The organism is Taibaiella koreensis, from assembly GCF_003545715.1.
Classification (GTDB): Bacteria; Bacteroidota; Bacteroidia; order Chitinophagales; family Chitinophagaceae; genus Taibaiella; species Taibaiella koreensis.
The window spans coordinates 162,229-187,374 of the sequence record NZ_QVNU01000002.1; the positions used below are offsets into that span (position 1 = coordinate 162,229).

The following is a 25,146-nucleotide window of genomic DNA, read 5'->3' on the forward strand; positions in this document are numbered from 1 at the left end:
AGCTTTGCGTCCATGAACCAACCCTACAATGCGTTATTACTCTTTTTGTTTCTTACTGTCCTTTCTGCAACGGCTTACAGCCAGAATATGTTGCAGCGCAGGATCAGCCTGCAGATGCGGGACAGGCCTGTGGCCGAGGTGCTGAAGCAGGCTGAGAAGCAAGCAGGTTTCTACTTTTCCTATAGCAACGATATGGTGAAAAGCGACAGTATCGTCAGCGTATCGATGAAGAACAGACCTGTAGCAAACCTGCTTGAGAGCCTTTTCGGCAACCGGTATCAATACATCGAAAGCAACGACCATGTGATCATACAACCGGCCCTTTCTTACCAGTACTGGTATGTGAGCGGCATGGTCGTAGATAAAAATACAGGTGAGCCCGTAAGCTATGCCACCGTCTATGAAAGACAGCAGCTGATCTCCACCATGACAGATGAGCACGGCCGCTTCCGGCTGCAGCTGAAAGAGCACAAGCCTGTCGCGAGCATCAATGTCAGCAAGGTTTCTTATGCCGATACAGTGGTATTGCTTTCCGGCGATCAGCCACAGGATATCCAGATCGGGATCCAGCAGATCCAGTATACCCTGGATTCGGTTGTCATTTCCGGCGTGGAAAAGAACTGGCTGGCCGGACTGATGCTTTCGTCCAAGCAGACGATGAATAGCCTTAATCTCAACAATTTTTTTTCCAAGCAACCTTTCCAGTTTTCGCTCACCCCAGGCCTGGGCTCGCATGGACGCATGGGTGCACAAATGGTCAATAAGTTTTCGTTCAATGTGCTCGGGGGCTATACCGCCGGCGTCAATGGTTTCGAGATCGGCACCTTGTTCAATATCGTCAAGCACGACATGAAATATGTCGAGATCGCCGGCCTGTTTAATATTGTCGGCGGCAGGGCCTCCGGCGTCCAGGTAGCAGGCCTCTACAATTCGGTGCTGGACAGCCTTAGCGGCATCCAGGTAGCAGGCCTTACCAATATCGTTGCCCATGATGCCAAAGGCATCCAGGTGGCCGGTATCTATAATCACGCGCTGAATACCAAAGGTATCCAGATCTCCGGCATCGGCAACATTACCGTAAAGCACGCCAAGGGTGTGATGGTGGGCGGTATTTTCAATAGCACACGGAATATGGATGGCGTACAGATAGCCGGCATTGCCAATGTGAATGTCAAGCGGAGTTCCGGGGTGCAAATTGCGCCCATAGCCAATGTTACGGCCCGTGAAATGAAGGGCATCCAGATATCGGCTATGGTCAACCTGGCGCAACGGCTTAAGGGCACGCAGATCGGCCTTGTCAATATTGCCGATACTTCGGAGGGCTACAGCATCGGCTTCTTCAACTTCATTCTCCATGGCTACCATAAGCTATCGATCTCTACCAGTGAGCTGCAGCATGTTACGCTAGCTTATAAGTCGGGCAACCGGAAGCTATACAGCATTCTTATCGGCGGCTTCCAGCTGGATGATAAGCAGCAGGCTTACTCTTTCGGCTATGGCCTGGGCAGCGATATGCCTTTGGGTAAAAAAGGATTTTTCTTCAATCCCGAGCTCACGAATCAATATATTTACGCCGGCAACGAAGAGCAGCAAAACCTGCTGGTCAGGCTACAGCTGAATGTTAAATACCGCATCGGTAAGCTTTGCTACATTTATGCCGGCCCGGCCTTTTCAATATTGTATGCCAAGCAAGTCACTGTGCCCGAGGGTTACAGGTCAGACTTTATCAATGGCTACCCCTCTGTATCCTTTGGCAAAGAAGTGAAAGGATGGCTGGGCTGGAACATAGGCGTGGATCTTTTTTAGCACGGCCGGCATGCTGGCTCAGGTATGCGCCAGCCCCAGCTTGATGGCCCCTCCCACTCTCTCTTGGTAAGCAATAGCTGCGGATGACGCTGCACATTATCCATTAACGATGATTGCAGCACCAGTTGCTATTTTGAGCACATAGCTTTGACGCCTGCCGTGAATATAGAGTGTTATAGTACGCATTATCCAGGTTGGTAAGCGCTATGATGCCAATACAGGGGAAATCCCTGGAAATAAGCCTGGCCAGGGTTTCCCATGAATGACCGGGCAAATGAAAAGACCACAATTTTATTAAAGCAGAAAAGCTTATCAAGCGCGGGCAATCGCAACCAATAAGTCAGACGACTACGGGAGGCTACCTTGTCCATAGCGGCCTCTTACCTTTGGCAGCGGCTTTTAGAAAATTGCCGTAGGGGTATTTTTCCCTATCGGTGTCCTATTCGAAAGCACCTTATATGACACGCAATTTCTTCAGCAGCTTAATTCTATGGATCCTCTGCAGTTTCCTGGTATTCTTTTGCTTTATCATCGCTGCATCTGCCCAGGGGACCAAAGCCCGTCCTGCCCACATCGGCTTTACGTATCCCTTAAGCACCAATGGCTCGGAAGCGCCGCAGCTAACCAATAACTTCTCTATGCATGTACTGGCGGGCGTTTCCTGGCAGGAAAACGCTTTTTGCCTCTCAGGGATCAGCAGCATCGTGCGGCATGAAGCCCATGGCGTTTTGATCTCCGGCATCCTTAACCGGGTACAGCACAAAGCCGACGGCGTACAAATAGCCGGCGTGCTTAACCAGATCAAAGGAGATGCGAAAGGCGCACAGCTGGCCGGTATCGCCAATATAAGCGGCAGCTCCGACGGTGCGCAGATAGCGGGTCTCACCAATATTACCAAAGAAGCGAATGGCTTGCAACTGGCGGGCTTTGCCAATAAAGCGGCCAACAGCGATGCGCAGGTGGCCGGCTTCGCCAACATCGCCAGGAATAGCAATGCCGCTCAGGTGGCAGGCTTTATCAACGTAGCCAAAGACGCGCATACGCAAGTGGCCGGCTTCATTAATGTGGCCAAAAAAGTAAGTGGCGTGCAGGTCGCCGGCTTCATCAATATTGCCGAGGAAAGCAATTATCCCATAGGGATCATCAACATTATTAAAAACGGGGAAAAGCAGATTGGTGTATCTGTCGACGAGACCAGCAGCACCTTGATCAACTTCCGCTCGGGTGGTAAGGTTCTGTATGGTATTGTAGGCGCCGGCTACAACTTCAAAGACGACGTAGCACGTTATGTACTGGAAGTAGGCCTGGGCGCGCATATAGCGATCAGCAAACCTTTCCGGATCAACCTAGAGACGGTGACCATGGCGATGAGCGACCTGCAGCACGACGTCTATATGAAATCTGCCATAAGGGTGCTGCCTGCCTATAAGATAGCTAACCGCCTCGAGTTCTTCGCCGGTCCCAGCTTCAATCACCTGAGCTACGAAAGAGGACAAACCGATATCCGCGACGATCATTATTTGTGGAAGAATAGGGGTAGAAACCATGTCAATGGTCTTTACTTCGGCGGTGTCGTTGGTGTACAGATCAACCTGTAATTACCGGCGTTCCCTTATCAATTTATTAACCTAATGATTCCCTGCCGTTCGTCGTCTATATACAATGAAGTGGCAGAATACTAGAAAAAATAAGGTTCATCAGCACAGTCATTTAACCATTTCAGCATATGAAAAAGCTAAGTATTCTATTCATTTTCAGTTTATTAATACTCGCTCTCATGCCTTCATGCCGCAAGGTGGATGGCCGGGGGCCTGTGGTTTCGGAGACCCGGAATATTTCCGGCTTCAGCGAGATCAAATCAGATTTTACGGGCGATGTGTATGTCACACAGGGAAGCATATCCAACATACGCATCGAGGCACAACAAAATATTATTGACGTACTGGAAACAGTACTTAATGACGGAATCCTGACCATAAGGGTGAAAAGCAACACAGTTGTACGCCCCGATTCCAGGATAAGGGTATATGTTACGGCGCCGAATATTACGGGCTTACGCGTAAGCGGTTCGGGCAGCATGATGGTACAGGAGACATTAAATACTTCGAACCTGTATGTTAGGGTAAATGGTTCGGGAGACGTCAATATTACCAAATTGACGACAGGTAGCCTGGATGCGAATATCAGCGGCAGCGGAGAGATCAACGTTTTCAACGGCACCGCAGATGAAGAGTATATTGATATTGCGGGCAGCGGTTCGGCCGATTGCTCAGGGCTGGCAGCCTACAGGTCCGATGTAAAGATATCCGGATCGGGCGACGCCAGGGTTTACGCCCTGGACCAGCTGAAAGTGCGGATAACCGGCAGCGGCAACGTATACTATAGAGGACAACCGTCGATCGATGTCGGTATCACCGGATCGGGAAAACTCCGGCCGATGTAGCTGAGACTAAATGTTAAAAAAACCGAAGGATATGCCCAGCGCTGAAAATAATTCATCAGACAGGCCGTTAATGGGTACGACAGACAGGTAGCGCGGGGCATATTTTTCCTTAATTATTTCTTTATGCAACAATGTTGGTTCCTTACTGAATTGATCTATCGTATCCACGATAAAAATTGTCCCACTGTACATCAATTTGACAAACAAATGCGGCTGATCAAAGCCGATTCTGCACGTGAGGCTTACCAGGCTGCCCTGGTAATGGCATCACACGAGCTGGATAAGCGAAATACCTCTATTGAACAGGAGCTTACCTGGGAATTTGCCGGTATCGGTATCCTGCAAACGATCGACAAACCGGAAGAGAGTGTTGATAATATGGAATTGCATTATACGATCGATACTGCCGGCGCCGCGAAGGAATACATGCGCTCCCTGCGCACACGCCACGCCAGCCTGCAGATGCAGATCGCGCTTACCGCCTGAAAAAAGCTTGTTTTCCGTGCAGCCTGAGCCCCTCGCGGGAGACATTTCTTTCCGGAGCTGTCCATAAGATGGACAGCTTTTTTCGTTGTCTGAAAGCCGGAGCCCCCACCTGCGAGGTCGGGCTTAACGATCATTTTCATTTTATTTCCTAAGTTCGCGCCTGGTATTACGGCAATGATCTCTTTCGGCGCCGGCTCATTTCCATTGCTTATGCTGCAAACGCTCACTCACGTTTCCCTGCGTCCCCGCAATACCTTCGGCATGGAGGCTTTCGCAGAATATTATTCCGAACTGAACCGGGAAGAAGAATTGCGCTCGCTGAAGGATAACCCGGCCTATGGCGCCGGCCTTTTCGTCCTGGGTGGCGGCAGCAATATCCTGCTTACCGGCGATGTGCCGCACTGGGTGCTGCACAACAAGATAGGAGGCATCGATCTGCTCCAAGAAGACGACGAATATGTGTGGCTCTGGGCCGGCGCGGGAGCTGTCTGGCATTCGTTTGTGTTGTATTGTGTGGAACGGGGTTATGCGGGCGTCGAAAACCTTTCGTTGATACCCGGGACAGTCGGTGCGGCGCCTATCCAGAATATCGGCGCTTATGGTGTGGAAGCAAAGGATGTTATAGAAGAAGTCCGTTTTTTTGACCTGGAGCAACAAACCTTCCGAAACTTTACGCAGGCGGACTGCCGGTTCGGCTACAGGGACAGTATTTTCAAAGGAACCCTTAAAGGCCGGGCCGTGATCACTTCCGTCGTATTCAGGCTAAATAAAATACCCCGGTTCCATACCAGCTATGGCAACATACGCCAGGAGCTGGATGTTATGGGCGTTACAGAACTATCGATAAAACATATATCCGACGCTGTGATCCGGATTCGTTCCGCCAAGCTACCCGACCCGGAAAAGATCGGCAACGCCGGCAGCTTCTTTAAGAATCCGGAAGTGCCCAATGCCCGGTACGAGCAGCTGAAAGCGCAATATCCTACCATCCCCGGCTTTCCCCTGGAAGGGGATCATACCAAGATACCAGCCGGCTGGATGATCGAGCAATGCGGCTGGAAAGGCTATCGCGAGGACGATTATGGCGTACATAAAGACCAGGCGCTCGTGCTGGTAAATTACGGCAACGCCAAAGGCGCCGATATTGCCACACTTTCCGTGAAAATAATGGACTCTGTAAAACATCGCTTCGGCATTCAACTGGAAAGAGAAGTACAAATAATCTGATCCACATAATAATAATGACCGCGCAACGTTCATTCCCGCGGAATACTGCCGGACCGATCGTTGCGCGTATCAAGCATTTAATAATCTTGCTATCAGAGATCAAGGGGATATTGTAACGAGCCGCCGTATGATGCGCAGCCAACAGTGTTCCGGTAATCCGGTTTAACCAAAAAAATATCCGTAGGGGTATCTCTATTTACCGTTGTCTTATCATTCAGAACACAAATCGTATTCCTGATTTTTAAATTTTCTCATGAAAAACTATTGCTTCATTCTGCTCCTTACCTGCAGCGCTTTCGTCGCAGCGGCACAAAAGAAAGTTACCGTAGGCGGCATGGTTAAGTCTAAATCCAACGGCGAGACCGTGATTGGCGCATCCGTAAAGGTGGATTCCGTAGCCGGCACCCTGAGCAACGAGTATGGATTTTACTCGCTTACGCTGCCCGAGGGCGAGCACACGATCGAGATCACATCGGTAGGTATGCAGCCCCAATACTTCGACGTCGACCTTCACCGGGACACGACAATGAACCTCACGCTCGATGACGAAAGCCACGACCTGAAGGAAGTGACCATTACGGAGAGCACCGGCGGACGCAGCCTCAGCAGCGCGCAAACCAGCGTCGAAAAGCTCTCTATGAAAGAGATTTCCAATATCCCGGTGCTGTTTGGCGAAAGGGACGTGCTGAAAGCCATACAGCTGCTTCCCGGCATTAAATCGGCCGGCGATGGCAACAGCGGCATGTTTGTACGCGGCGGCGCTGCCGATCAGAACCTGATCCTGTTGGACGAGGCGCCCGTATACAATGCCTCCCATCTGCTCGGCTTCTTCTCCACCTTCAATTCCGATGCCGTTAAAGACATTACGGTATACAAGGGTGGTATGCCGGCACAGTACGGAGGCCGTTTGTCCTCGGTGCTCGACATTAAAATGAATGACGGCAATAACCAGGACTTTAATGTAAGCGGCGGCGTGGGCCTTATCTCCGCCAAGCTGAACGTGGAAGGTCCCATCCAGAAAGACAAATCCTCTTTTCTCATTACCGGCCGCCGCACCTATGCCGATGTATTCCTTAAAGCGTCCGATAAGTATAAGGACAATTCGCTTTACTTCTACGACCTTAATGCCAAAGTAAATTATATATTGGGTGATAAAGACCGGCTCTACCTTTCGGGCTATTTCGGCAAAGACAAGCTGGGGGCCAGCCTGGGCGACGGCCAGGGCTTCGGTATGGATTGGGGCAATGCGACCGCTACCCTAAGGTGGAACCATATCTTCAACAATAAGCTGTTCTCCAATACTTCCTTTATCTTCAGCAACTATAACTATAAGATATCGATCAAGACCGGCGCTTACGACTTCAGGATATTTTCCCAGATCCAGGATTTCAACTTCAAGGAAGAGCTGCAATGGTATGCCGGCGACCGCAACACCTTGCGCATAGGTATCAACAGCATTTACCACACAATACGTCCTGGAGAAGTAACTTCCGGCGATGAAAGCACCATTGGCTCAACAGCGCTCCAGAAGCGTTATTCCTGGGAGAATGCTGCTTATATAACCAATAACTGGAAAGCGCTCGACAACCTGAACATTACCTATGGTGTGCGCCTGTCGGCTTTCACTATACTGGGCAAGGGCGACTTCTACGATTTGGCGCCCGACGGCAGCGTAGCAGACACCACGCACTACAACAGCGGCCAGGTGGTAAAAACATATATGAACCTGGAGCCCCGCGTCGCAGCCAGCTGGCAGTTTAACCGGAACTCCTCTGTTAAGGCTTCTTATGTAAGGAATGCACAGAACCTGCACCTTATCTCCAATTCCACATCTGCAAGTCCTACCGACAAATGGCTGGCCAGCACCAATATCATCAAGCCCGAATTATCTGATCAGGTATCACTGGGCTATTACCGCAACATGAGCGGCAATAAATATGAGCTTACTGTGGAAGCTTATTACAAGACCATGCAAAACCAGGTGGATTACCGCGACGGTGCCAATGTTTACTCCTCCAACAATGCCATCGAATCGGAACTGTTGTTCGGCAAGGGCAGGTCGTATGGCCTGGAAGTCCTGCTGAAGAAGAAAGTGGGCCGCCTCTCCGGCTGGGTCAGCTATACCTTGTCCAAAACAGAACGTCAGATCGACGGTATCAACAACGGCGATTGGTACAACGCCCGCCAGGACAGGACGCACGACATCGCTATCGTAGCCACTTACCAATTGAATAAGAAATGGACTCTGAGCGCCAACTGGGTATACTACACCGGCGACGCCATTACTTTCCCGGCCGGCAAGTACCAGGTAGATGGACAAACTGTATACTACTACACCCAGCGTAACGCTTACCGCATGCCCGATTATCACCGCCTCGACCTGGGCGCTACCTGCAAACTGAAAGAAACGAAAAAATGGAGTCATGAGCTTGCTTTCAGCCTGTACAATGCCTATGGCCGTGAGAATGCTTACACGATCTATTTCCGTGACAACAAAGACGACGCCAGCAAGACCGAAGCCGTTAAGGTAGCCCTGTTCAAATTCATCCCTTCTATTTCCTATAACTTCAAATTCTGATCCCGATCATGTTCTCCTATAAAAAGAAAAACAACAGCGCATTAAGCCTTCTTGCAGCCGGGCTCCTGCTGACCGGGCTAAGCTCCTGCGAAAAAGTAATTGATGTAAAGCTTAACGAAGCCGACAAAAAGATCGTAGTGGACGCTGTACTTACCGACCAGGAAGGCGGCTGTATGGTCAAGCTCTCGAAGACCAAGAAGTTTGAAGAAGACAACAATTTTGCCGGCCTTGCGGGCGCTTCTGTAAGCATCAAAGATGAAACCGGCGCCGTAAGCCAGCTTACCGAAACCCAACCGGGCATCTACAAGCACAACACCCTTAAAGGGGCGCCGGGCAAACGTTATGAGCTTACCGTAGTTGTCGAGGGACAAACGATCACGGGCAGCTCTACTATGCCACAACCGGTACACCTGGATAGCGTCTATATCAAAAAGCAGAAATTCTTTGATGAAGATGAGATCTTCGCCAATATTATGTTTGTCGATCCGGGTGGCATTAAGAACTTCTATCGTGTAGTACAGTTTATCAATGGCGTTAAATCCAACTTTAATTTCCTCATGGACGATGACCTGAGCGATGGCAAGGATTTCAATTCCACACTCTACTTCCTTCCCGATGACGACAAGAAGAAGATCAAGCCCGGCGATGCGGTGACCATCGAAATGCAGGGTATCGATGCCGCCGTATACAAATATTGGTTCAGCCTGGACCAAAGCGCCAGCGGCTCTTCTTCTTCCGCGGCGCCGTCCAACCCCGTAAGCAACCTGTCGGGCGGTGTGTTGGGCTACTTCAGCGCACAAGTCGTGCAACGGCAAACGGTTATTGCGCCTTAATGAATTTGTTTTTGTTTGTTTGTTATAGAAATGCCGCATCGCTTCTGCGATGCGGTTCTTTTTTTTCCAAAGCCTGTCTGCGATGGATAACTGTTTTTATACAAGGATGGCCGCGAATCGTCGCGGCCATCCTTGTATATCTTAAATCGTTTTCTTACCGATTATACCCCAGCTCGGCTTTCAGCTGCTGTGGTAATTCCGGCAGTTCATGCCGCGGCAGCAGGAAAGATGTCAGTTCGGCAATTTCTTTAAAGATAGCATGGCTGTCTGCAGCTGCCTTCAGGTAACCGGCACCGGTGCTGCCTCCCGTGCCTACACGCTTACCGATAGTCCGCTGCACCATATGAATATGACGATGCCGCCACAGCGACAGCAGCTCATCTATCTCCAGCAAAGTGCTCAACAGCTCATAAGGCAGCTGCAGCAAAGGATAGTCCCGGTACAGCATAATGAAGAAAGCGCTGCGGCTGGCCTGGCTGCTCAGCCGCCTGTCGGCCGGGTATTCTGCCTCCTTTATAAAGATGCGATCGAAGGTCTCCAGGTTTTGCTGCTCCACAGGCGAAAGCCCGCCGGCATAAACCTTACGGTAAGCATCCCAGAAGGGATGAGCGCCTTCGGGTTGTCCCCAGTAAGCGCCTTCCTTGCTAAAGGGCATCCGTTCCAGCCAGCGGTTGAGCAGTACCAGCAGCGATTCCTCCGCTTCGGCCTGCTTCACCCGGTTGATATCGGTCTCATTAAGCTGCGACAAGTAGTATTCCTGTCCGAAGCGCTGCTCGTAAGTAAGGCCCAATGCCGCTTCGATCATTTTGAACTGAATACTCTGAAAACCGGACGCAGGCCGCAGCAGGTCCCTGAAATCAAGAAAATCCAACGGCGTCATGGTCTCGATCACGCTGATCTGATCGACCAGTACCTGCAGGATGCTGCAGATGCGTTTTAACCGGTGCACCGAATTGTAGATATCCGGGGAATTGTCCGGCACATTGGGCTGACGGAAAACATTGCGCACAATATCCAGCTCGTGCAGCACCTGTTTGAACCAAAGCTCATAGGTCTGGTGAATAATCACAAACAGCATCTCGTCGTCGGCACGAATGCCCTCTTTGGCGCTTTCCGGCAACTGTGCATTCAATATCGTGTCGAGTTGCAGGTACTCGCTGTAATAAACAGGTGGTCTTTGTTTCTTTTCCATATCAATTCATTGTAGGCGGTGCTAGGGCACGCTTGGCTTACTGAGCATATTTTTTCTTCCGTACAAAGGAAAACACAGCGCCGAAAATAAGGATTGCTGCAATTGGCAAAGCAATATTGATGAACTGCCAGGTCCCTTTCTCCTTTTCCACAAGCTTGGGATCAAGGATACGGTTATCAAAGCTCTTCGTTCTTGCCGCCAGCAGGTTATCGTCGTCATTCATGTATTCCATGCTGTTCAGCAGGAAGCTTTTATTGTCGTAGCGGATGGAGCCGTCAAACCGGTAAAACCCCATCTCGGAAGGCCCGTTCTTCTCCGAAAATTCGTTCATCAGGATATCCGCATCTCCTGTAACGATCATCTTACCAGGGCGAACGGCCTGCGCTTTCACCGTAAGCTTCAGGGAATCGATCATATTGGCCACTGGGACCGGTAAGCGTGCAGCATATGCCGAGCTGAAGGTCCCTTCCAGCAATACCGCTGCGATCAGGTTGGCTTTGGGAAACCCGGCGGGATTCGGCTGTTCTATCGCAGATTGCAGGATAACGGGCAAAGGCGCCGCTTCAGTCTTGCTGTATTTACCCGAAGCCAGCAGCACGGTTTTCCGGATACCAGGATCGTTGGTATTGGTATCGATGCTGCTCACAAAGCGCCCCAGAACACCGTTCAGGTGCTTGACCACCGGATGCTCGCTCCCAGCATTCAGCACGGGGAAATATATCCAGGGTAACATGCTGGCTTCGGCATTGGGCCCGGATTGTACCGGTATATAAGCATAGCTTACCGCATCCTCGATCAGATTACTATTGACCCGTACACCATAGTGGAACAAGAGATCGGCGAGGTTCAGGTCGAGGGGCATAGCATTGAAATGACCGTTCTGCAGGCTGTCCAGCGTGCCCGAGACCATATTGATGCTCCAGAACACATTGCCCCCGTTCATGGCATACTGGTCGATCTTGAACTTATCCTGTTCGCTGAAGGGAACGATTGGCCTGTTGATGAGTATCGTTTTAAAAGAAGCAGGAATGGCAGCCAGTTGGCCGAGGTTAATGGTATCTACCTGGTAAAACTGTTGCAAGGTTACCAACGCGGCCCCAATGTGCGGGTCGAACTGCTCGCCGTTACCCATAACATAGGCAATAGCAGGCCGTTCCTTCCGGGTAAGCTGGTGGACGCCATTGGCCAGGTTGTATTCCAGCAGCATTTCCGACTTGAGCAGGATCTTCTTATTAAAGATCATTGAATTGACCTCCTGCAGGAATACCGGGTACCCGATAATCTTGCCATTGTCACCGGGCATGGTCACCAACGCCCAGGGAAAGATCATTTTTTGAGACATCCCCTTCTTCCCTGCGCTGATATTGACCGGGATACCCTGCATCCGGTATTCCTTCAGGATCCCGATAGCAGTACTGTCGTTCCCCAGGGGGTCGATCACGCGATAGGCCACCTTATTGTCGCTGATATCGCGGAATTGCCGCAGCATTTCCCGCGTGCTGTTGGATAGCTGCTGAAAGGCCGCGGGCATATCATCTCCGTCCAGGAACACGAGCACCTCTATCTTTTTATCGAGATGCGTCAGCATATGGCGCGTAGCAGCAGTAATGGTATACCGCTTGTCCTGGGTAAGGTCGGCCTGCGCATGAAAAAACCAGGCGGCAATGTTAGCGGCCACCAATATTGCGATCACCACTAAGAGCCTCCTGGCAGGTTGTTTACGGGTATTCTTTACTGTCGGTACGGTATCAGCCATTTTTTCAGGAACAATGACTGCAAAAATATTGAAACGTAAGGGTAAATGCTAATTTTTACTTTGCTGCGAGGAAGCGGACCAGGGCGGCTGCGAGGTCGGGGTGCAGCGGCAGGTTGTCATGCGTATAGGTTACCTTATTGGCAGTAATGTCGGCAGGCGCCTGTTTCAGTACATGGTTCATTCCTTCTATCAACAGCAGCTCCGATTGCGGTGCGGCTTTTTTTAAGCGTTCCGCATCAGCCACCGGTACCTGCAGGTCGGTAGTGCCGCCAACAACCAGCATCGGGATCTTCAGCCTGGCAATTTCGGCTTCAGGCTCATATTTCATCCAGGATAGCAGGTAAGGCTGTACCGAAGGCCTAAAAACGATCTGCAGGCTCGAGGGTACATTATTGGTCATATTGCCGCTTTTCAGCTCATCCAATATGGCGTTGGCTTCGGGATTGGCGATCTGCCGCCGCAATACATTAGCAATATTCTCTCCGGCGCCACAAAGCGAAACCAAAGCGTCCACCTTGACCCGCTCGGCGGCCAGTATGCCGATAAGCGATCCTTCGCTGTGACCGATGATAAATACTTTTTTATAGCCTCTTTCACGCAGGTAACGGATCAGCTGCACGGCATCGTCCACATAGGCATCGAAGCGCAATTTCGATTCATCGGGATCAAATCCGTTGCTTTCCCCAATAAGGCGCTTATCAAAACGCAGGCTGGCAATACCGCTTGCGGCAAGGGTTTCGGCGATCATCGTATAAGCGTTGGTATGCAGCATCGCGCCGTCGTTACCATTGCGGTCGGTAGCACCGCTGCCGGCGAGGATGAGGGCTACGGCCGGTTGCGTAGCGGTTTGCTCCGGCAGCATGAGGTTCCCCTTGAGCGTCCCCCCGGTTACTGCTATGCTTTGCGCTTCGTCTCTGAAGCGGGATGCGGGCGTCTCCTTTTTTTCCTGTTTGGCAGCCGGCGCAGGCGCCAGTACAAAACTGGTCAGCTGATGCTTGTCGTTAAAGCTGCAGGAGAACCCCTGTGTGCTGTTGGCAAAACGGACGCCCGCCGGAATAGAGAAAGCATTTTGATCAACGCCTTCCGGGATATAATAAGATTGATAGACTCCGAACATACCGGTGATCTGTTTCCAGCCACCAGCCAGCACTTCGGGCGTAACCGAAGGAACAGCAGGATCAAACAGCTTTACCGCTTCGTCGTAGTGCTCCTGGCTCAAGGCGGTAATGAATTTTCCTGCGATCTCCGCATTGGTGGATTGTGCCCGGCAGCTGCCGGAAAAAAGCAGCAACGCCGCAGCCAGCAGAAAGGAAAGTGATTTCATAGCGTATCGGTTTTGAGGCATATTTATTAAGAAGTGGCGGTAGTTTTGATCCTGCGCCACAGGAAATAAGAATAAACGAAGGGAATAAAAGCCATGCATAGCACCAGCGGCAGGAAAACAAGATCGAAGGGCACAGACGGTGGCAGTACAAAGGCCAGCAGCAGGATCAACAAACCGCCGCCTACCCAAAGCTTTCCACCGAACTGATGTGTCTTTTTCCATACCACCTCGTTCTCCAATGCCCAGGGCGAACGTATCCCGATAAAATAATTGGGCTTGAGCGCAGGAAAGAAGTTACCCAGCGCCGCAAAGAACAGGCCAAGGAAAGCAAACAACATTTTATCCAGGTGTTCCATACTTTGATTTTGGGCAGTATACAGCATAAAGCAAGCCAGGCCTATCATAAATAAAACAAGGATAAAGCGAATGTGTTCAAAACGCCCTTGCTTGCGGCGTAATTTCTGCTTGGGATCGATCAACGGCAGCACAAGGAACAGCAAATAAGAGATCAGGGGCAAAGCAGCAGGTATCAGCCACAGGCTTTCCCGGCTGCTCCAGCCGTTTGCCTTCCCGTGAATGTTGAAATGCGTGGGGACTGTAGCAGAAAGTGTACTATAGGTCAGAGCAAGGTATCCGTAAGGAACCAGCGACAGGAGCACGTAAAGCAGTTCTTTGATCGTATTCTTTTTCATATTGATGGTATATCGGGTTGATGAAGCTTTTCGATGGGAATCGTATTGAGCACTGCGGACAACTCCGCGGGCCGCCGCGTACCGATCAATAGCTTATTGCCATTCTTCAGGATAAGCTGTAATCCCTGGTTACCTGAAACATTGAGCGCTTTGTTCTTGCCCAATCCCCTGATACCCCAGCCGCCGTACTCGGCCAAAGGTTCATATTGGCGTACAAAAACGTGGGTGATCTCTTCCCATAGATAGGGCCGGTACTGCCTTTGTACAGGAAAAAAACGGACATAGATACCGTCTGATCTCACCTCGGTGTCCAGCCGTAAACCGGCAAAGAGAAGGAGGAGCAATACAGGAACGAGGAATAGCAGCAGCCAGGGCCAATCGCGCGACAAATCGCTGTCCCAAAGACGCCACAATACCAATAGCATCGCGGCATTGGTAATGATAAGCACCATCCATATCCACCATTGGCGGAAGCGTTGGCGTTCCCTGAATACAGGCGCAGCTGCCATTGTTTTATCGTTTTAAGGCAATGATCCATTCCAGCACTTCATCCAGAACGGTGGTATTGATACTATAGGTAATGAATTGCCCCTGCTTCTCCGAACTGACCAGCCCGGCATGGCGCAATATATCCAGGTGATGAGAGATACTGGGCTTGGAAATGTCGAACAAATCGGCAATCTCCCCTGCTGTAAGGTCTCTTTCCCGGAGATATTTCAGGATGTCCCTGCGTATGGGATCGTTCAGCGCTTTAAAAAGGCTATTCACCTATAGATTTAGATATTTAGACAAATGTCTAAATATTTTTTCAGAAAAACAAATCATTGCAGCTCGTTCATCCCAGGAGGAATAAAAATGCCATTTTAATTTTTCAGCAGGTCATCAGGGGAAACACATGCTTGCCGCTGAATAACGGCATTGGAATTACGTCTGAAATTATTTTGTCTTGCCACAACGGCACAAAGACACTGAATGATGCCGCCGCACCGGGAGAAAACATAATCATCTCCATTTGCATCGCTGCGAGAACTAAAAGAATTTGAGTATCTGGATACAATGTCATTTAGTTAAGAAACAAGGTATCTATAGCATTTTAAAATTTCGTCCCGTGAATGCAATCTCTTGAGCAAAGGGAATAACCTTTTTTAACCTATACACATATCCTTTTCAACAGAAAGAGATCCTTCATTCGCAAGCTGCGCAAGCGATTCAGGATGACAATAGCGAGTTAACGGTTACGTTAGCCCAAACCATAAACATAACATTGGCATCCTATTTCCTATATCCAGATAGTCACTTAAAAGAAAATGGCCAACAGCAACATACACCAGGTACACCGCTACCGGAGATAGCTAAGGTCAACAGGTTACAGCTTATCGATACGGATATGCGCCATACCCGCGGCCATAGCGGCCTGTATACCCGGATCGCCGTCTTCGAATACCATACAGTGCTCCGGCGCAACATGGAGCTCGGCCGCCGCTTTAAGAAAGGGATCGGGAAATGGCTTTCCCCTGGGCGTTTCGCCGGCACATACAATTGTGTCGACCAGCCCGGCAATGCCTAGTATGCTTAATGTTCTTTCCACTGTTACGCGTCTTCCACCCGACACGACACCGATCTTTACCCGTCCGGCATGTTGTTTCAGATGATCGACCACATAAGGTATAGGGCGGGTATGGGTGATATATTCGTCAAAGAAGATACGCCCCTTCCGGGAACCGAAAGCTTCAGGATCGAGAGCAACCTCGTAGCGCCTGCCAATCTCGTTGACTACCGCCACAGTAGGCCATCCGGCAAGCTCGTCGATAAGTGCGGGATCCAGGTTGAAGCCGTATTCCGCAGCGGTCTTCACATAGCTATCTTTGTGGGCCTGCATGTTATCGGCCAAGGTGCCGTCACAATCGTATAAAAAGGCTCGGAAGTCGCCGGCCGTCAGCAGATTTAGCTTATCCAGCTTATTCTTGTCCGTCATTATCATTTGTTTGTCGCTCCTGCGCCCATTCCTGCCGGTGCTTGCGCAGGGGATGATCCTTGGATTTATTGAAGATCTTTATGCCATTCTCACGGCCGGCACGAAGCGACCGCTGCTCCTCTTCAGGCAAGCGATACTCGGTTACGCAGTCCTCGCTGCAACAACCTTCATACCGGGCGGCACATTCTGTGCATTGAATAAACAGCAGGTGGCAGCCATCATTCTTGCAATTGGTATGCGCATCGCAGGGTTTACCACATTGGTGGCAATGTGCGATCACATCATTGGTAATCCGTTCGCCAAGCCGCTCATCGAATACAAAGTTCTTACCGATGAATTTCAGCGGTAATCCCTGTTCTTTAGCTTTCTGCGCATATTCGATAATACCGCCTTCGACATGGAATACATTCTTAAACCCGTGGTGCAGCATATAGGCGCTGGCCTTCTCGCAGCGGATGCCGCCGGTACAATACATGACGATGTTCTTATCCTTTTGATCCTTCAGCATATCCAGGGCCATCGGCAGCTGGTCGCGAAAGGTGTCGGACGGCACTTCTATAGCGCCTTCGAAATGCCCTACCTCATACTCGTAATGGTTGCGCATATCGACGAATACCGTGCCGGGCTTATCGATCATATGATTTACCTCCTCTGCTTTCAGGTATTGCCCTACCCTGGCAGGGTCAAAAGAAGGATCGTCGATACCGTCGGCCACGATCTGCTTCCGCACTTTCATACGCAGCACCCAGAAGGATTTGCCATCGTCGTCTACAGCGATATTGAGGCGAATATTATTCAGCTCGGGAGCGGCGGAGAACAAAGCTGCTTTGAAAGCTTCAAACAGGCTTTGGGGCACGCTGGCCTGTGCATTGATGCCCTCATGGGCAATGTAAATGCGGCCAAATACCTTTAATGGTTCAAAGCGGCGGTAAAGCTCATCGCGAAATGCCTGCGGATCGGCAATAGCGAAATACTTGTAGAAGGAAACTGTAATACGCGGCTCGGTTTCGGCCAGCATACGCGCTTTCAGCTCCTCGTTGGAAATACGGTTGTGTAACACTGGCATGGTGTACCTTCCTTTTCTTTTTGAGGTTTTAAAAAAATGCGCTGCAAAGCTACGACAATAAAGGGAAACAGCCCAGGCCACGCGTCTTTTTGCAGGTACGCAGCAATGTCTTTTTGTAGCCTTCTTGCAGGTATGTAGCAATGTCCTTGCCTAGCCTTCTGGTAGATACGTATCAATGCTACGTATCTACCAGAAGGCGTTGCTGTATACCTACAAGAAGGAGCAACATCACGATTACATAAGCACAACAATGCTACAGCTATACGGAATCGCTACATCCCCGTGGAATCGCTTTTTTTCAACAATATTGTTATTTCTTCAGGCGCTTCAGCCCTTCGACAGCGGCCTCTTGCCCCGGATCGAAAATCAATGCCTGGCGGTAGGCAGCTTGTGCGCTATCGGGCTGATGCAGTTTTTCCCAGGCAATCCCTTTCTGGCTATATGCAGCAGCATCGCCAGGGCTGGTGATTACAGCAAGGTCAAAATGCCGCAGCGCCTTTTCGGCCGAATCCTGCCGTAGCAATATCTGCCCGATACGCAGGTAAGCCTCGCTGAAATCGCGGTCTTTGGAAAGGCACAGGCGATAGGCCTCTTTTGCTTTTTGTACCTCGTGCCGCTGCTCGTAAAGATCGCCGATCTCAAACAGCGGGTCGGCGTAACTGGTATCGAGCATATAAGTATATTGATATTGGGCAATCGCTTCCGGCAAACCGGAAGCTTTGTACCAATCGGCCAGCTGGTAAGCAGCATCGTAGTTACGCGGCTCAGCCACGAGCACTTCCTTTAGCGTAGCAATAGCTGCCGTAGTATCCTTAAGCTCGGCCCTGATGCGGGCCTGCATCATCATAGCCCCGGTATGGCCGGGCGCTGCGGCCAGCACTTTGTTGACCTGTTCCTGGGCCGCACCGGTATTGTGCGCCGCCAGGTAAGCCCTGCACAGTAGTATACGGGTGTTGACATTTCCCGGCGACTCTTCCAGGTTGCGCAGCAGCGCTTTTGCAGCTTCCTGCGGCTTGTTCATTTTAAGCAGCAGGTAACCTATCGTAAAATTGTACTTCGGGTTTTTGCTATCCAATTGCTGCGCCGTTTTCACATCCTCCAGCGCGAGGCTGTCCTTATCCATATTCGACAAGGCTTCAGCACGCTGAAAATAATAGATGGATTGGCCGGGATAGGCTGCTATGGAATCGCTCAATGCCTGTGTAGCAGGCATGTGGTAAGCCGGATGGTCTGCCGGCTTATTGCCCGGGCCACAGGCAGCGAATAGTAAAACCAGGGGGACAAAGTGTATTGCGTATCGGATCATGTACAAATGCCGCAGCTGCGGTTAAATAAAGTTTTTTTCCAAAGCAAAAATAAGGGAACTCCGTCTTTATAATAAACGATCTGCGCGCCATGAAAAAAATCGTCGCATTTATATGCTGCTTCACCGGGGGAAGTCTGTTCTTCTTCGTGCTAAGCCTGGCGGGCTGTCGCCAGCAACAGACAAATATGATTTACCAGTCTGTGACCAGCGTGGTCAGGGAAGGCAGGGACAATGAAGAGGGCAATGAAGTGATGCCCGGCGCTACCTCCCGTTACGACCGTTGCTCGGTATGGCTATACTTCAGCACTACAAAACTACTGGGCACACATTTCCCCTCCTTTACCAATACGGCTGCTGCGCGGGGCCAAACTTTCCGTAACCTGGAAAAAATAACAGATATCCGCATCATTACCTGCCGCGATTACAACGCGCAATTCCCGGCCGGCAGCGACATCTCTGCGTCGGCAGCTTTTCTTGAAGAAGGGGGTATTCTTACCGGCAAAGCAAAAATGCTGGAGCGGATCAATAAAAATTACGAGGTATCTGAAGCCGAACCCGTAAGCCGCTTCTCTTTTCGCCCCGCCAGTGCCCCCGCGACTACATCGCTGCAACAATTCGCCATCGAACTGCGCACCGAACAAAATGCGGTGCTGAGAGATACCACTATTGCCTTCATCCTGCAACCCTGACCTCCATGAAGAATGTTTTACTCATCCTATTTGCTTTATTTATTGCTGACCGGACACAAGCTCAACGACGCTGGGAATTCAACCTGATGCCGGAACTTTCGGGCTATGCCAACCTGAACCAGTCGGACATAAGCCGGGAAAAAGCCACTCAGGTCATGCGATCGGCCTTCGGTATCGGCGGCGGCATCGGTATCGCTTTCCGGCTCGACCAACGCAGAAGCTTCTTTTATATGATGCCCTCGCTGGGTTACCGGCTCGACCCCCAACGGCTCGACATCAGCTATGGCGACGGCCGTACCGACATTCAAAAAGCGAACAATGTATATATCTATCTTAAGCCGGTCTTCGGCATCTCCATTCCTGCGGGCAACAGCAATGGCATCGATGTAGGTCTGGGCTTCAGTCTCAACTATTCCATGAAAAGCGTTGCTACTCCTTACAACCTCCAATACCTGGAGTACACAGATCCTTCGACCGGCGAGGTCCTGCGGCGGCCTGCCGCTGGCTATTATGCCAGCTGGGGCGATCACCGGGACAACAGCGTTTTCTTCGTTCCCTCTATCGTACAGCTGGTTTTCCAAACCGCCTATATCGACCGCAGCCTGCTTCCCAGTCATAAGCCGTTGCGCATCGGTCTGGAGTTTGCCACCCGTCTTGGCAGTAAGCAATACAATTGCGCAGGCAACGAGGCCCGTGTTGCGCTCATTGATGAGCAGCGCAGGGTTACCGCTTCCGAATCGTACTGGGACCGTTATACTTCCCTGGCGCTTAGCCTGGGCATCGGTCTATGACATATGAAAAATATGAATGCAGATGCGGGATGAACTTATCTGCTGCGAATAACGTATTACTAAGAACGAAGCGGGCGCATGCACTAAAACCGGAAACGCGGAGTGTGGAATTTAGGCTTTCATTGTGCATCGTTTCCCCTTCTTAATTAATACCTTAGCACGATAAATCGATAAAGAATGGAAAGGGTAAAAAATGTCCTGCAGCGGTTGCAGGAAGTATATCAGGGCAGGCATCAAAAGTCGGCTATTGATGTGGACCTGATGCTCGACTATACAAGAGTAATGTATGCCGACCTGCTGGAATGGCGCAAAACCTTTGGCGAAGCGCCGCCTACAGATGAAAAAGCAACGCCCAACGAGACTGTTACAGCGCAGTCAAAAGCACCGGAAGACAAGCCTGCGGCACAACAACAGGAGGCCAAGGCGCCAACAGTTGAACCCGAGGCAAAAGCAGAAGAGGCACCCGCCATAGCTGCTACAATTGAAGACCAACCGGTTGCCTCCGCTCAAGCCACGATAACACCCGAAGACGAGGAGCTGCCAAAAGACGAAGAGCCGCCGAAAGGCGAAGAGCAACCGAAAGACAAAGCCTATCAGCCTGTTGTTCACGATGAGCCCGCGCCCAAACCGGCACCGGAACCAGAGGCGGAGCCTGTGGTCAGAAAGGAACCCGAAAAGGAATATCTGAATGCCCTGCAAAAAGATGCTTCCGGCATCAGTTTCGAACCACCATCGGCGCCGGATGTGCGGAACGAGATCAAAGAAGAGTTACTGGTAGCAGAACCTACCGTAAACGTACAAGTAGAAGAAATACCGGCGCCACCACCCGCAGCAATTCCCCTGCCCGACGCGCCGCCTCAGAAAGATACCCGGTCAACCGTGCCTCAGGCCAGTCTGTTCCATGCGGAAAAAGCGCCCAGGGATATCCGTAGTGTGATCGGCATTAATGACAAGTATTTATTCCTGAATGAGCTGTTCGGCAACCATAAAAGCAATTATGAAGAGACGCTCGACCAGCTAAACCAATTCGCTACCGGGCAGCAAGCCGAAGACTGGATCAGGACCAAGGTAGCACCGGCCCACAAATGGGATAAGGAAGATGCCACTGTAGATAGTTTTTACACCTTAGTACGGAGACACTTTTCAGAAAGGTAATTCATTACTTTTCGGGTTGCTCCCAACTGACCGTGCACGTATTCTACCGCCCTGCTACCCATTTGTAGCAGGGCTTTTTCGTCGCCCAGCACCTGTTGCAGCGCTTTAGCGCTATCCAGGCTTCGCGCGGCGCCTGCAGCGATCAGTTCCGTCGCTTCACGATAGCGTTCATAGGTTGGGCCCCAAAATAGCGGCTTGCCAAACACTGCCGGCTCTATGGCATTGTGAATACCGCTGCGGGTAAACCCACCGCCGACCCACACCGCATAGGCATACCGGTAGAGATAAGCTAGCTGTCCAACCGTGTGTACGATAGCAACGCGACTTTGCGCCAGCAGCTCCGGGGCATCGGTCCACAGGCAATGTTTACCCGGGAAAAGTTCTTTTATCTTTTGAATATCGCCTTCACTTGTATTGTGCGGCGCGATTAATAATTTGTATACAGGCGGCAGGCCATCCAATGCCTGCGCCAGCAATGCGGCATCCTCGTGCCAGGCGCTTCCGGCAACGATAAGCCGGCTATCCCTGCCGAAAGCTTCTACCGCCGGGAAATGCTTGTTTTGTTCCAGTACCCTGGCAGCCCTGTCAAAGCGGGTATCGCCTGCGATCTGCACGTTTCGTACCTGCAGCCGTTCCAGCAAAGCTACGGACGCCTCATCCTGCACAAAAAGCTGTTGGTAAAACAGCAGCATTTTCCGGTACAAACCGCCATACCATTTGAAGAAAGGTTGCCGTGGCTGGAAAATGGCGGAGAACAGGATGGTGGGAATGCCCATCCTGTGCAGCGTAGCAAGATAGTGGTACCAGAACTCATATTTCACAAACAGGGCGCAATGCGGCTGCACCAGGTTGAGGAAGCGTTTGGCATGGCGCCTGCTATCAAGGGGCAGGTAAAAGATATGATCGGCGCTTTCATCATTTTTCCTCACCTCATAACCTGAGGGAGAAAAGAAAGTAAGCACCAGGCTAAAAGACGGATATTGCCGGCGGAGTGCTTCCATTACGGGCCGCCCCTGTTCAAATTCGCCCAGGGATGCACAATGGATCCATATCCTGGGCCGGGGATCAGTAGCCAGCTGATCCCGCATCTTATTGAAAAGCTGCTTCCTTCCGGAGATAAACAACCGCGCTTTGGCATGAAAAGGTGCGGCGATGCGCAGCGCAAGGCCGTAAAGCAATAAGCCGGTATTGTAAAGCAGCAGGTTGATGATGTTCTTGTATTTTTATTTCAGTAACGGGTCTCTACCACCAGGCCATCGTAGGCCATATGTATGCCTTCGGGCAGCTCTTGTTCCAGCTCTTCATGTAATCCCAGCTGGTGGCTCGCATGCGTCAGGAAAGTTTGTTCGGCGCCAATCTCTTTTGCCAACGCCACCGCCTCCGAAAAGCTGAAATGGGAAATGTGCGGTTCGTGTCGCAGGGCATTCAGCACCAGCGTACGGCTGCCTTTGATCTTCTCCAGTTCTTCCGGCGCGATATAATTGGCATCGGTAATATAAGTAAAGTCGCCGATACGGTAACCGTAGATCGGTAGCTTATAATGCATCACTTTAATGGGTACAAAGGGGATATCACCGATCTTGAACGGTTGTCCGTCCAGCGGAATAATATTGAGCACCGGGATACCCGGATAAGGTGTATCGCTAAATGCATAGCGGAATTCCCGTCTTAGTACTTCTTCGGTAAAAGCATCGGCGTACAGATCAATCGCACTGTTTTGCCAGTAATTATAAGCCCGCACATCGTCCAGCCCGGCCACATGATCTTTGTGCCCGTGGGTATACACTACACTATTCAGTGTGGGCACCTGGGCACGAAGCATCTGGTAACGGAAATCGGGACCTGTATCTATCACAACGCTGGTGGTTTCGCTTTGTACCCAGATGGCAGTGCGTAACCGTTTATCCCTGCTGTCGGTCGAAGTACATACCCGGCAGCTGCAACCGATAAAAGGAACGCCCTGCGAAGTACCGGTGCCCAGGAAAGTAATTGTCGCCACGTGCTATAGGTCCATTTGGGTTTGAACGGATTGATTGCCTTCGCCTCCCGGGTTTTCCAGAAGCTGCTTATACCACTTCAGCATATCGCCACTCAGCTCCTCCTCTTTCACAGATAAGGTGGGCAATATTTCCAGCAAAGCATTGATGCGGCCTTCTACGTTGAGGAAACGGTTGATCACAGCAATGCGTTTATCTTCCAGAACACAGAAACCGGAATTGAAGTTCCCTTTTTCATAGCGAACCCTGTAACGTGCCTCTTCAAAGAGCTGTTCCAGTTTTTTTAGCGTGTTTGGTGTATATTTGAAGCTCATTTTAACGTTATCAATTGGATATTCTGCGGGCAAAGGTACCGGGTTACACAGACATTCCGATTTAGAAAATTCTCTCAGCTGTAAAACTATGATGTTGTGCTCCTCAAAGCGCGGTCGGATCGTGCTTGGCCGGTCAATGCCGGCTAAAGTTAAGCAAATCGTCCCAATCCTTATAGGACTGTTGTCTGTATGGTCGTTAAAAGCGGACGCACAGGAGTACAACGACGAATTCCATGTGCTTACCGGCGGGCTGGTGGGCGGAATCAACTTTTCGCAGGTCGACGGCGATGGCTACAAAGGCTACGATAAGATGGGCTATGGCGGCGGTGGCGTGCTGTTTCTGCCTTTCGGCGACATGGAAATGCCGATCAAAGATGCGACCATTGCCCTGAGCATGGAAGTGTTGTTTACCCAAAAAGGCTCAAAGGGCCGCGGCGATCTCGGCGGCCTGGTAAGCCAGGACATGAAGCTGCAGTATGGCGAAGTGCCCATCCAGATCAACCTTTACCGTGGCACCCGCAAAAGTGGCTTTGGCGCCGGGTTTTCGATCGGCTACCTGGCTTCCAGCGAGGAAACGATCGACTACGGCAATGGCACGCCGGTGCTGAAAAATGGGTATCCGTTCAAAAAATTCGACCTTAATTTTGTACTTACCGGCAACCTGCATCTCTGGAACGGCTTTTTCCTCAGTCCCCGCTTCCAGTACTCTATGTTGTCGATCAGGGACAATAACAGCCGTTTCGGCGGGCGTGACCAGCAGTTCAACAACGTCGTTTCCCTACGGCTGATGTACCTGTTCCGGAGAACAATGCGGTAGGTACCGTTTGTTAAGCGTTTGCTGTTTTCCATTTCTTTAAGAATACAGGGATTTAATTTTAGGTATTCGTAACGCCTAAAACAAACCAAACTAATGAAAAAGCTACAAGGCACCCGCAAGCTATTATTGAAAAAAACGGCTATTACGCCATTGGACAGCGCCCTGGTCAAAGGCGGCGTCAATACGCTTATCGGCTGTGCGCAACCCACCTCCACCGTACAGCATACTTATATCTGTCCTTCGATACGTATGGTTTGCCTGACGACGCAAACCCTGCGCTGCACAACAGAATAAAGCGCGGTCCCAATACTGCTATTTTGAGGTTATCCACAACGGGTAGCCTCTTTTATTTAGCCGGCGATTGTTAAACTCTTTGCAAGGGCAGATAGCAGCCCCGGGGATGGCTTAATTTTAATTAACCAAAACCATTTCTCATTTTTAAAAGCATTGTTTTTATGAAACAGAAAAACGGGAAACAAAAGCTGTCGTTGCGCAAAACAGCGATCAGCAGGCTAAGCACCGAAGCCTCAGGACAGATCAAAGGCGGCGTAACTACCTTTAATAAGGGCTGCCCCACAGGGCCCCAAACGCTTCATACCTGCGCCAGTTTTGATCGCAGCTGCTAACGAAGGCCGTCATAAAAGAACGAAAGGACCAGGCCGGCCCTTCCGTTCTTTTTGATGCTATGCCTGTTACAAC

25 protein-coding genes are annotated in these 25,146 nt (G+C 50.7%); 13 read left to right on the forward strand and 12 right to left on the reverse strand.

Features of this window, described 5'->3' with window-relative positions; all coding sequences use genetic code 11:
• The first annotated feature begins 12 nt into the window (after positions 1-12).
• The 7 genes from DZK30_RS07630 (at position 13) to DZK30_RS07660 (ending at position 9,373) form a co-directional block, all read left to right on the forward strand.
• Positions 13-1,806 (forward strand): carboxypeptidase-like regulatory domain-containing protein, encoded by a 1,794-nt coding sequence (locus tag DZK30_RS07630; protein WP_118973538.1) that lies wholly within the window; start codon positions 13-15, stop codon positions 1,804-1,806.
• Between the two features lie 458 nt (positions 1,807-2,264).
• Positions 2,265-3,404 (forward strand): hypothetical protein, encoded by a 1,140-nt coding sequence (locus DZK30_RS07635; RefSeq protein WP_118973539.1) that lies wholly within the window; start codon positions 2,265-2,267, stop codon positions 3,402-3,404.
• 179 nt (positions 3,405-3,583) lie between these two features.
• Positions 3,584-4,249, forward strand: a complete 666-nt coding sequence (locus DZK30_RS07640) for a head GIN domain-containing protein (protein ID WP_162902935.1) — start codon at positions 3,584-3,586, stop codon at positions 4,247-4,249.
• A 123-nt stretch (positions 4,250-4,372) separates the two neighbouring features.
• Positions 4,373-4,735 (forward strand): DUF4288 domain-containing protein, encoded by a 363-nt coding sequence (locus DZK30_RS07645; protein WP_118973541.1) that lies wholly within the window; start codon positions 4,373-4,375, stop codon positions 4,733-4,735.
• A gap of 210 nt (positions 4,736-4,945) precedes the next feature.
• Complete coding sequence (murB, locus tag DZK30_RS07650; RefSeq protein ID WP_118974011.1) at positions 4,946-5,962, forward strand: UDP-N-acetylmuramate dehydrogenase; 1,017 nt, start codon at positions 4,946-4,948, stop codon at positions 5,960-5,962.
• Positions 5,963-6,215: 253 nt separating this feature from the next.
• Positions 6,216-8,540, forward strand: a complete 2,325-nt coding sequence (locus DZK30_RS07655; protein ID WP_118973542.1) for a TonB-dependent receptor — start codon at positions 6,216-6,218, stop codon at positions 8,538-8,540.
• Positions 8,541-8,548: 8 nt separating this feature from the next.
• Positions 8,549-9,373 carry a DUF4249 domain-containing protein gene (locus DZK30_RS07660; RefSeq protein ID WP_118973543.1) on the forward strand — a complete coding sequence of 275 codons (825 nt, stop codon included), beginning with the start codon at positions 8,549-8,551 and terminating at the stop codon, positions 9,371-9,373.
• A 154-nt stretch (positions 9,374-9,527) separates the two neighbouring features.
• On the opposite strand, the gene DZK30_RS07665 is transcribed toward DZK30_RS07660, so the two are convergent.
• From DZK30_RS07665 to DZK30_RS07710, 9 genes are all read right to left on the reverse strand, one after another.
• The gene (locus DZK30_RS07665; RefSeq protein WP_118973544.1) at positions 9,528-10,565 is read right to left on the reverse strand and encodes a tryptophan 2,3-dioxygenase family protein; all 1,038 of its coding nucleotides are present in this window, start codon (positions 10,563-10,565) and stop codon (positions 9,528-9,530) included.
• A 37-nt stretch (positions 10,566-10,602) separates the two neighbouring features.
• The gene (gldG, locus tag DZK30_RS07670) at positions 10,603-12,321 is read right to left on the reverse strand and encodes a gliding motility-associated ABC transporter substrate-binding protein GldG (protein WP_118973545.1); all 1,719 of its coding nucleotides are present in this window, start codon (positions 12,319-12,321) and stop codon (positions 10,603-10,605) included.
• 55 nt (positions 12,322-12,376) lie between these two features.
• On the reverse strand, positions 12,377-13,645 hold the full coding sequence (locus DZK30_RS07675; protein WP_162902936.1) for an alpha/beta fold hydrolase: 1,269 nt from the start codon (positions 13,643-13,645) through the stop codon (positions 12,377-12,379).
• Between the two features lie 26 nt (positions 13,646-13,671).
• A complete protein-coding gene (locus DZK30_RS07680; protein WP_118973547.1) occupies positions 13,672-14,337 on the reverse strand; it encodes an SdpI family protein in 666 nt (221 codons plus the stop codon).
• On the reverse strand, positions 14,334-14,846 hold the full coding sequence (locus DZK30_RS07685; protein ID WP_118973548.1) for a hypothetical protein: 513 nt from the start codon (positions 14,844-14,846) through the stop codon (positions 14,334-14,336). The genes DZK30_RS07680 and DZK30_RS07685 overlap by 4 nt, the downstream gene beginning before the upstream one ends.
• Before the next feature lie 4 nt (positions 14,847-14,850).
• Positions 14,851-15,105, reverse strand: coding sequence for an autorepressor SdpR family transcription factor (locus DZK30_RS07690; RefSeq protein ID WP_118973549.1), 255 nt, complete (start codon positions 15,103-15,105; stop codon positions 14,851-14,853).
• Between the two features lie 598 nt (positions 15,106-15,703).
• Positions 15,704-16,312 (reverse strand): HAD family hydrolase, encoded by a 609-nt coding sequence (locus tag DZK30_RS07700; RefSeq protein WP_240432883.1) that lies wholly within the window; start codon positions 16,310-16,312, stop codon positions 15,704-15,706.
• Positions 16,296-17,378 carry an oxygen-dependent tRNA uridine(34) hydroxylase TrhO gene (gene trhO, locus DZK30_RS07705; RefSeq protein WP_118973552.1) on the reverse strand — a complete coding sequence of 361 codons (1,083 nt, stop codon included), beginning with the start codon at positions 17,376-17,378 and terminating at the stop codon, positions 16,296-16,298. The genes DZK30_RS07700 and trhO overlap by 17 nt, the downstream gene beginning before the upstream one ends.
• A gap of 310 nt (positions 17,379-17,688) precedes the next feature.
• On the reverse strand, positions 17,689-18,684 hold the full coding sequence (locus tag DZK30_RS07710) for a tetratricopeptide repeat protein (RefSeq protein WP_118973553.1): 996 nt from the start codon (positions 18,682-18,684) through the stop codon (positions 17,689-17,691).
• An 89-nt stretch (positions 18,685-18,773) separates the two neighbouring features.
• Here DZK30_RS07710 and DZK30_RS07715 point away from each other — a divergent pair, with 89 nt between their 5' ends.
• The 3 genes from DZK30_RS07715 (at position 18,774) to DZK30_RS07725 (ending at position 21,319) form a co-directional block, all read left to right on the forward strand.
• Positions 18,774-19,373: a hypothetical protein gene (locus DZK30_RS07715; protein WP_118973554.1), complete on the forward strand. Its 600-nt coding sequence runs from the start codon at positions 18,774-18,776 to the stop codon at positions 19,371-19,373.
• Between the two features lie 5 nt (positions 19,374-19,378).
• Positions 19,379-20,164, forward strand: coding sequence for a hypothetical protein (locus tag DZK30_RS07720; RefSeq protein ID WP_118973555.1), 786 nt, complete (start codon positions 19,379-19,381; stop codon positions 20,162-20,164).
• Between the two features lie 177 nt (positions 20,165-20,341).
• Complete coding sequence (locus DZK30_RS07725) at positions 20,342-21,319, forward strand: hypothetical protein (protein WP_118973556.1); 978 nt, start codon at positions 20,342-20,344, stop codon at positions 21,317-21,319.
• Here DZK30_RS07725 and DZK30_RS07730 read toward each other — a convergent pair.
• Genes DZK30_RS07730 through DZK30_RS07740 form a run of 3 tightly spaced genes read right to left on the reverse strand, consistent with a single transcriptional unit; the run spans position 21,283 to position 23,630 of the window.
• Positions 21,283-22,497, reverse strand: coding sequence for a 3-deoxy-D-manno-octulosonic acid transferase (locus tag DZK30_RS07730; RefSeq protein ID WP_118973557.1), 1,215 nt, complete (start codon positions 22,495-22,497; stop codon positions 21,283-21,285). The two genes, DZK30_RS07725 and DZK30_RS07730, sit on opposite strands and share 37 nt — an antisense overlap.
• Before the next feature lie 50 nt (positions 22,498-22,547).
• Complete coding sequence (locus DZK30_RS07735; RefSeq protein WP_118973558.1) at positions 22,548-23,318, reverse strand: MBL fold metallo-hydrolase; 771 nt, start codon at positions 23,316-23,318, stop codon at positions 22,548-22,550.
• Positions 23,319-23,321: 3 nt separating this feature from the next.
• Positions 23,322-23,630, reverse strand: coding sequence for a hypothetical protein (locus tag DZK30_RS07740; protein ID WP_118973559.1), 309 nt, complete (start codon positions 23,628-23,630; stop codon positions 23,322-23,324).
• Positions 23,631-23,811: 181 nt separating this feature from the next.
• Between DZK30_RS07740 and DZK30_RS07745 the strand changes: the two genes are divergently transcribed.
• The 3 genes from DZK30_RS07745 (at position 23,812) to DZK30_RS25750 (ending at position 25,073) form a co-directional block, all read left to right on the forward strand.
• Positions 23,812-24,447, forward strand: coding sequence for a hypothetical protein (locus DZK30_RS07745; RefSeq protein WP_118973560.1), 636 nt, complete (start codon positions 23,812-23,814; stop codon positions 24,445-24,447).
• Between the two features lie 93 nt (positions 24,448-24,540).
• Positions 24,541-24,741 (forward strand): hypothetical protein, encoded by a 201-nt coding sequence (locus tag DZK30_RS07750; RefSeq protein ID WP_118973561.1) that lies wholly within the window; start codon positions 24,541-24,543, stop codon positions 24,739-24,741.
• A gap of 161 nt (positions 24,742-24,902) precedes the next feature.
• Entirely contained in the window at positions 24,903-25,073 is a 171-nt protein-coding gene (locus DZK30_RS25750; protein ID WP_162902937.1) for a class I lanthipeptide, read from the forward strand.
• Positions 25,074-25,146 lie beyond the last annotated feature (73 nt).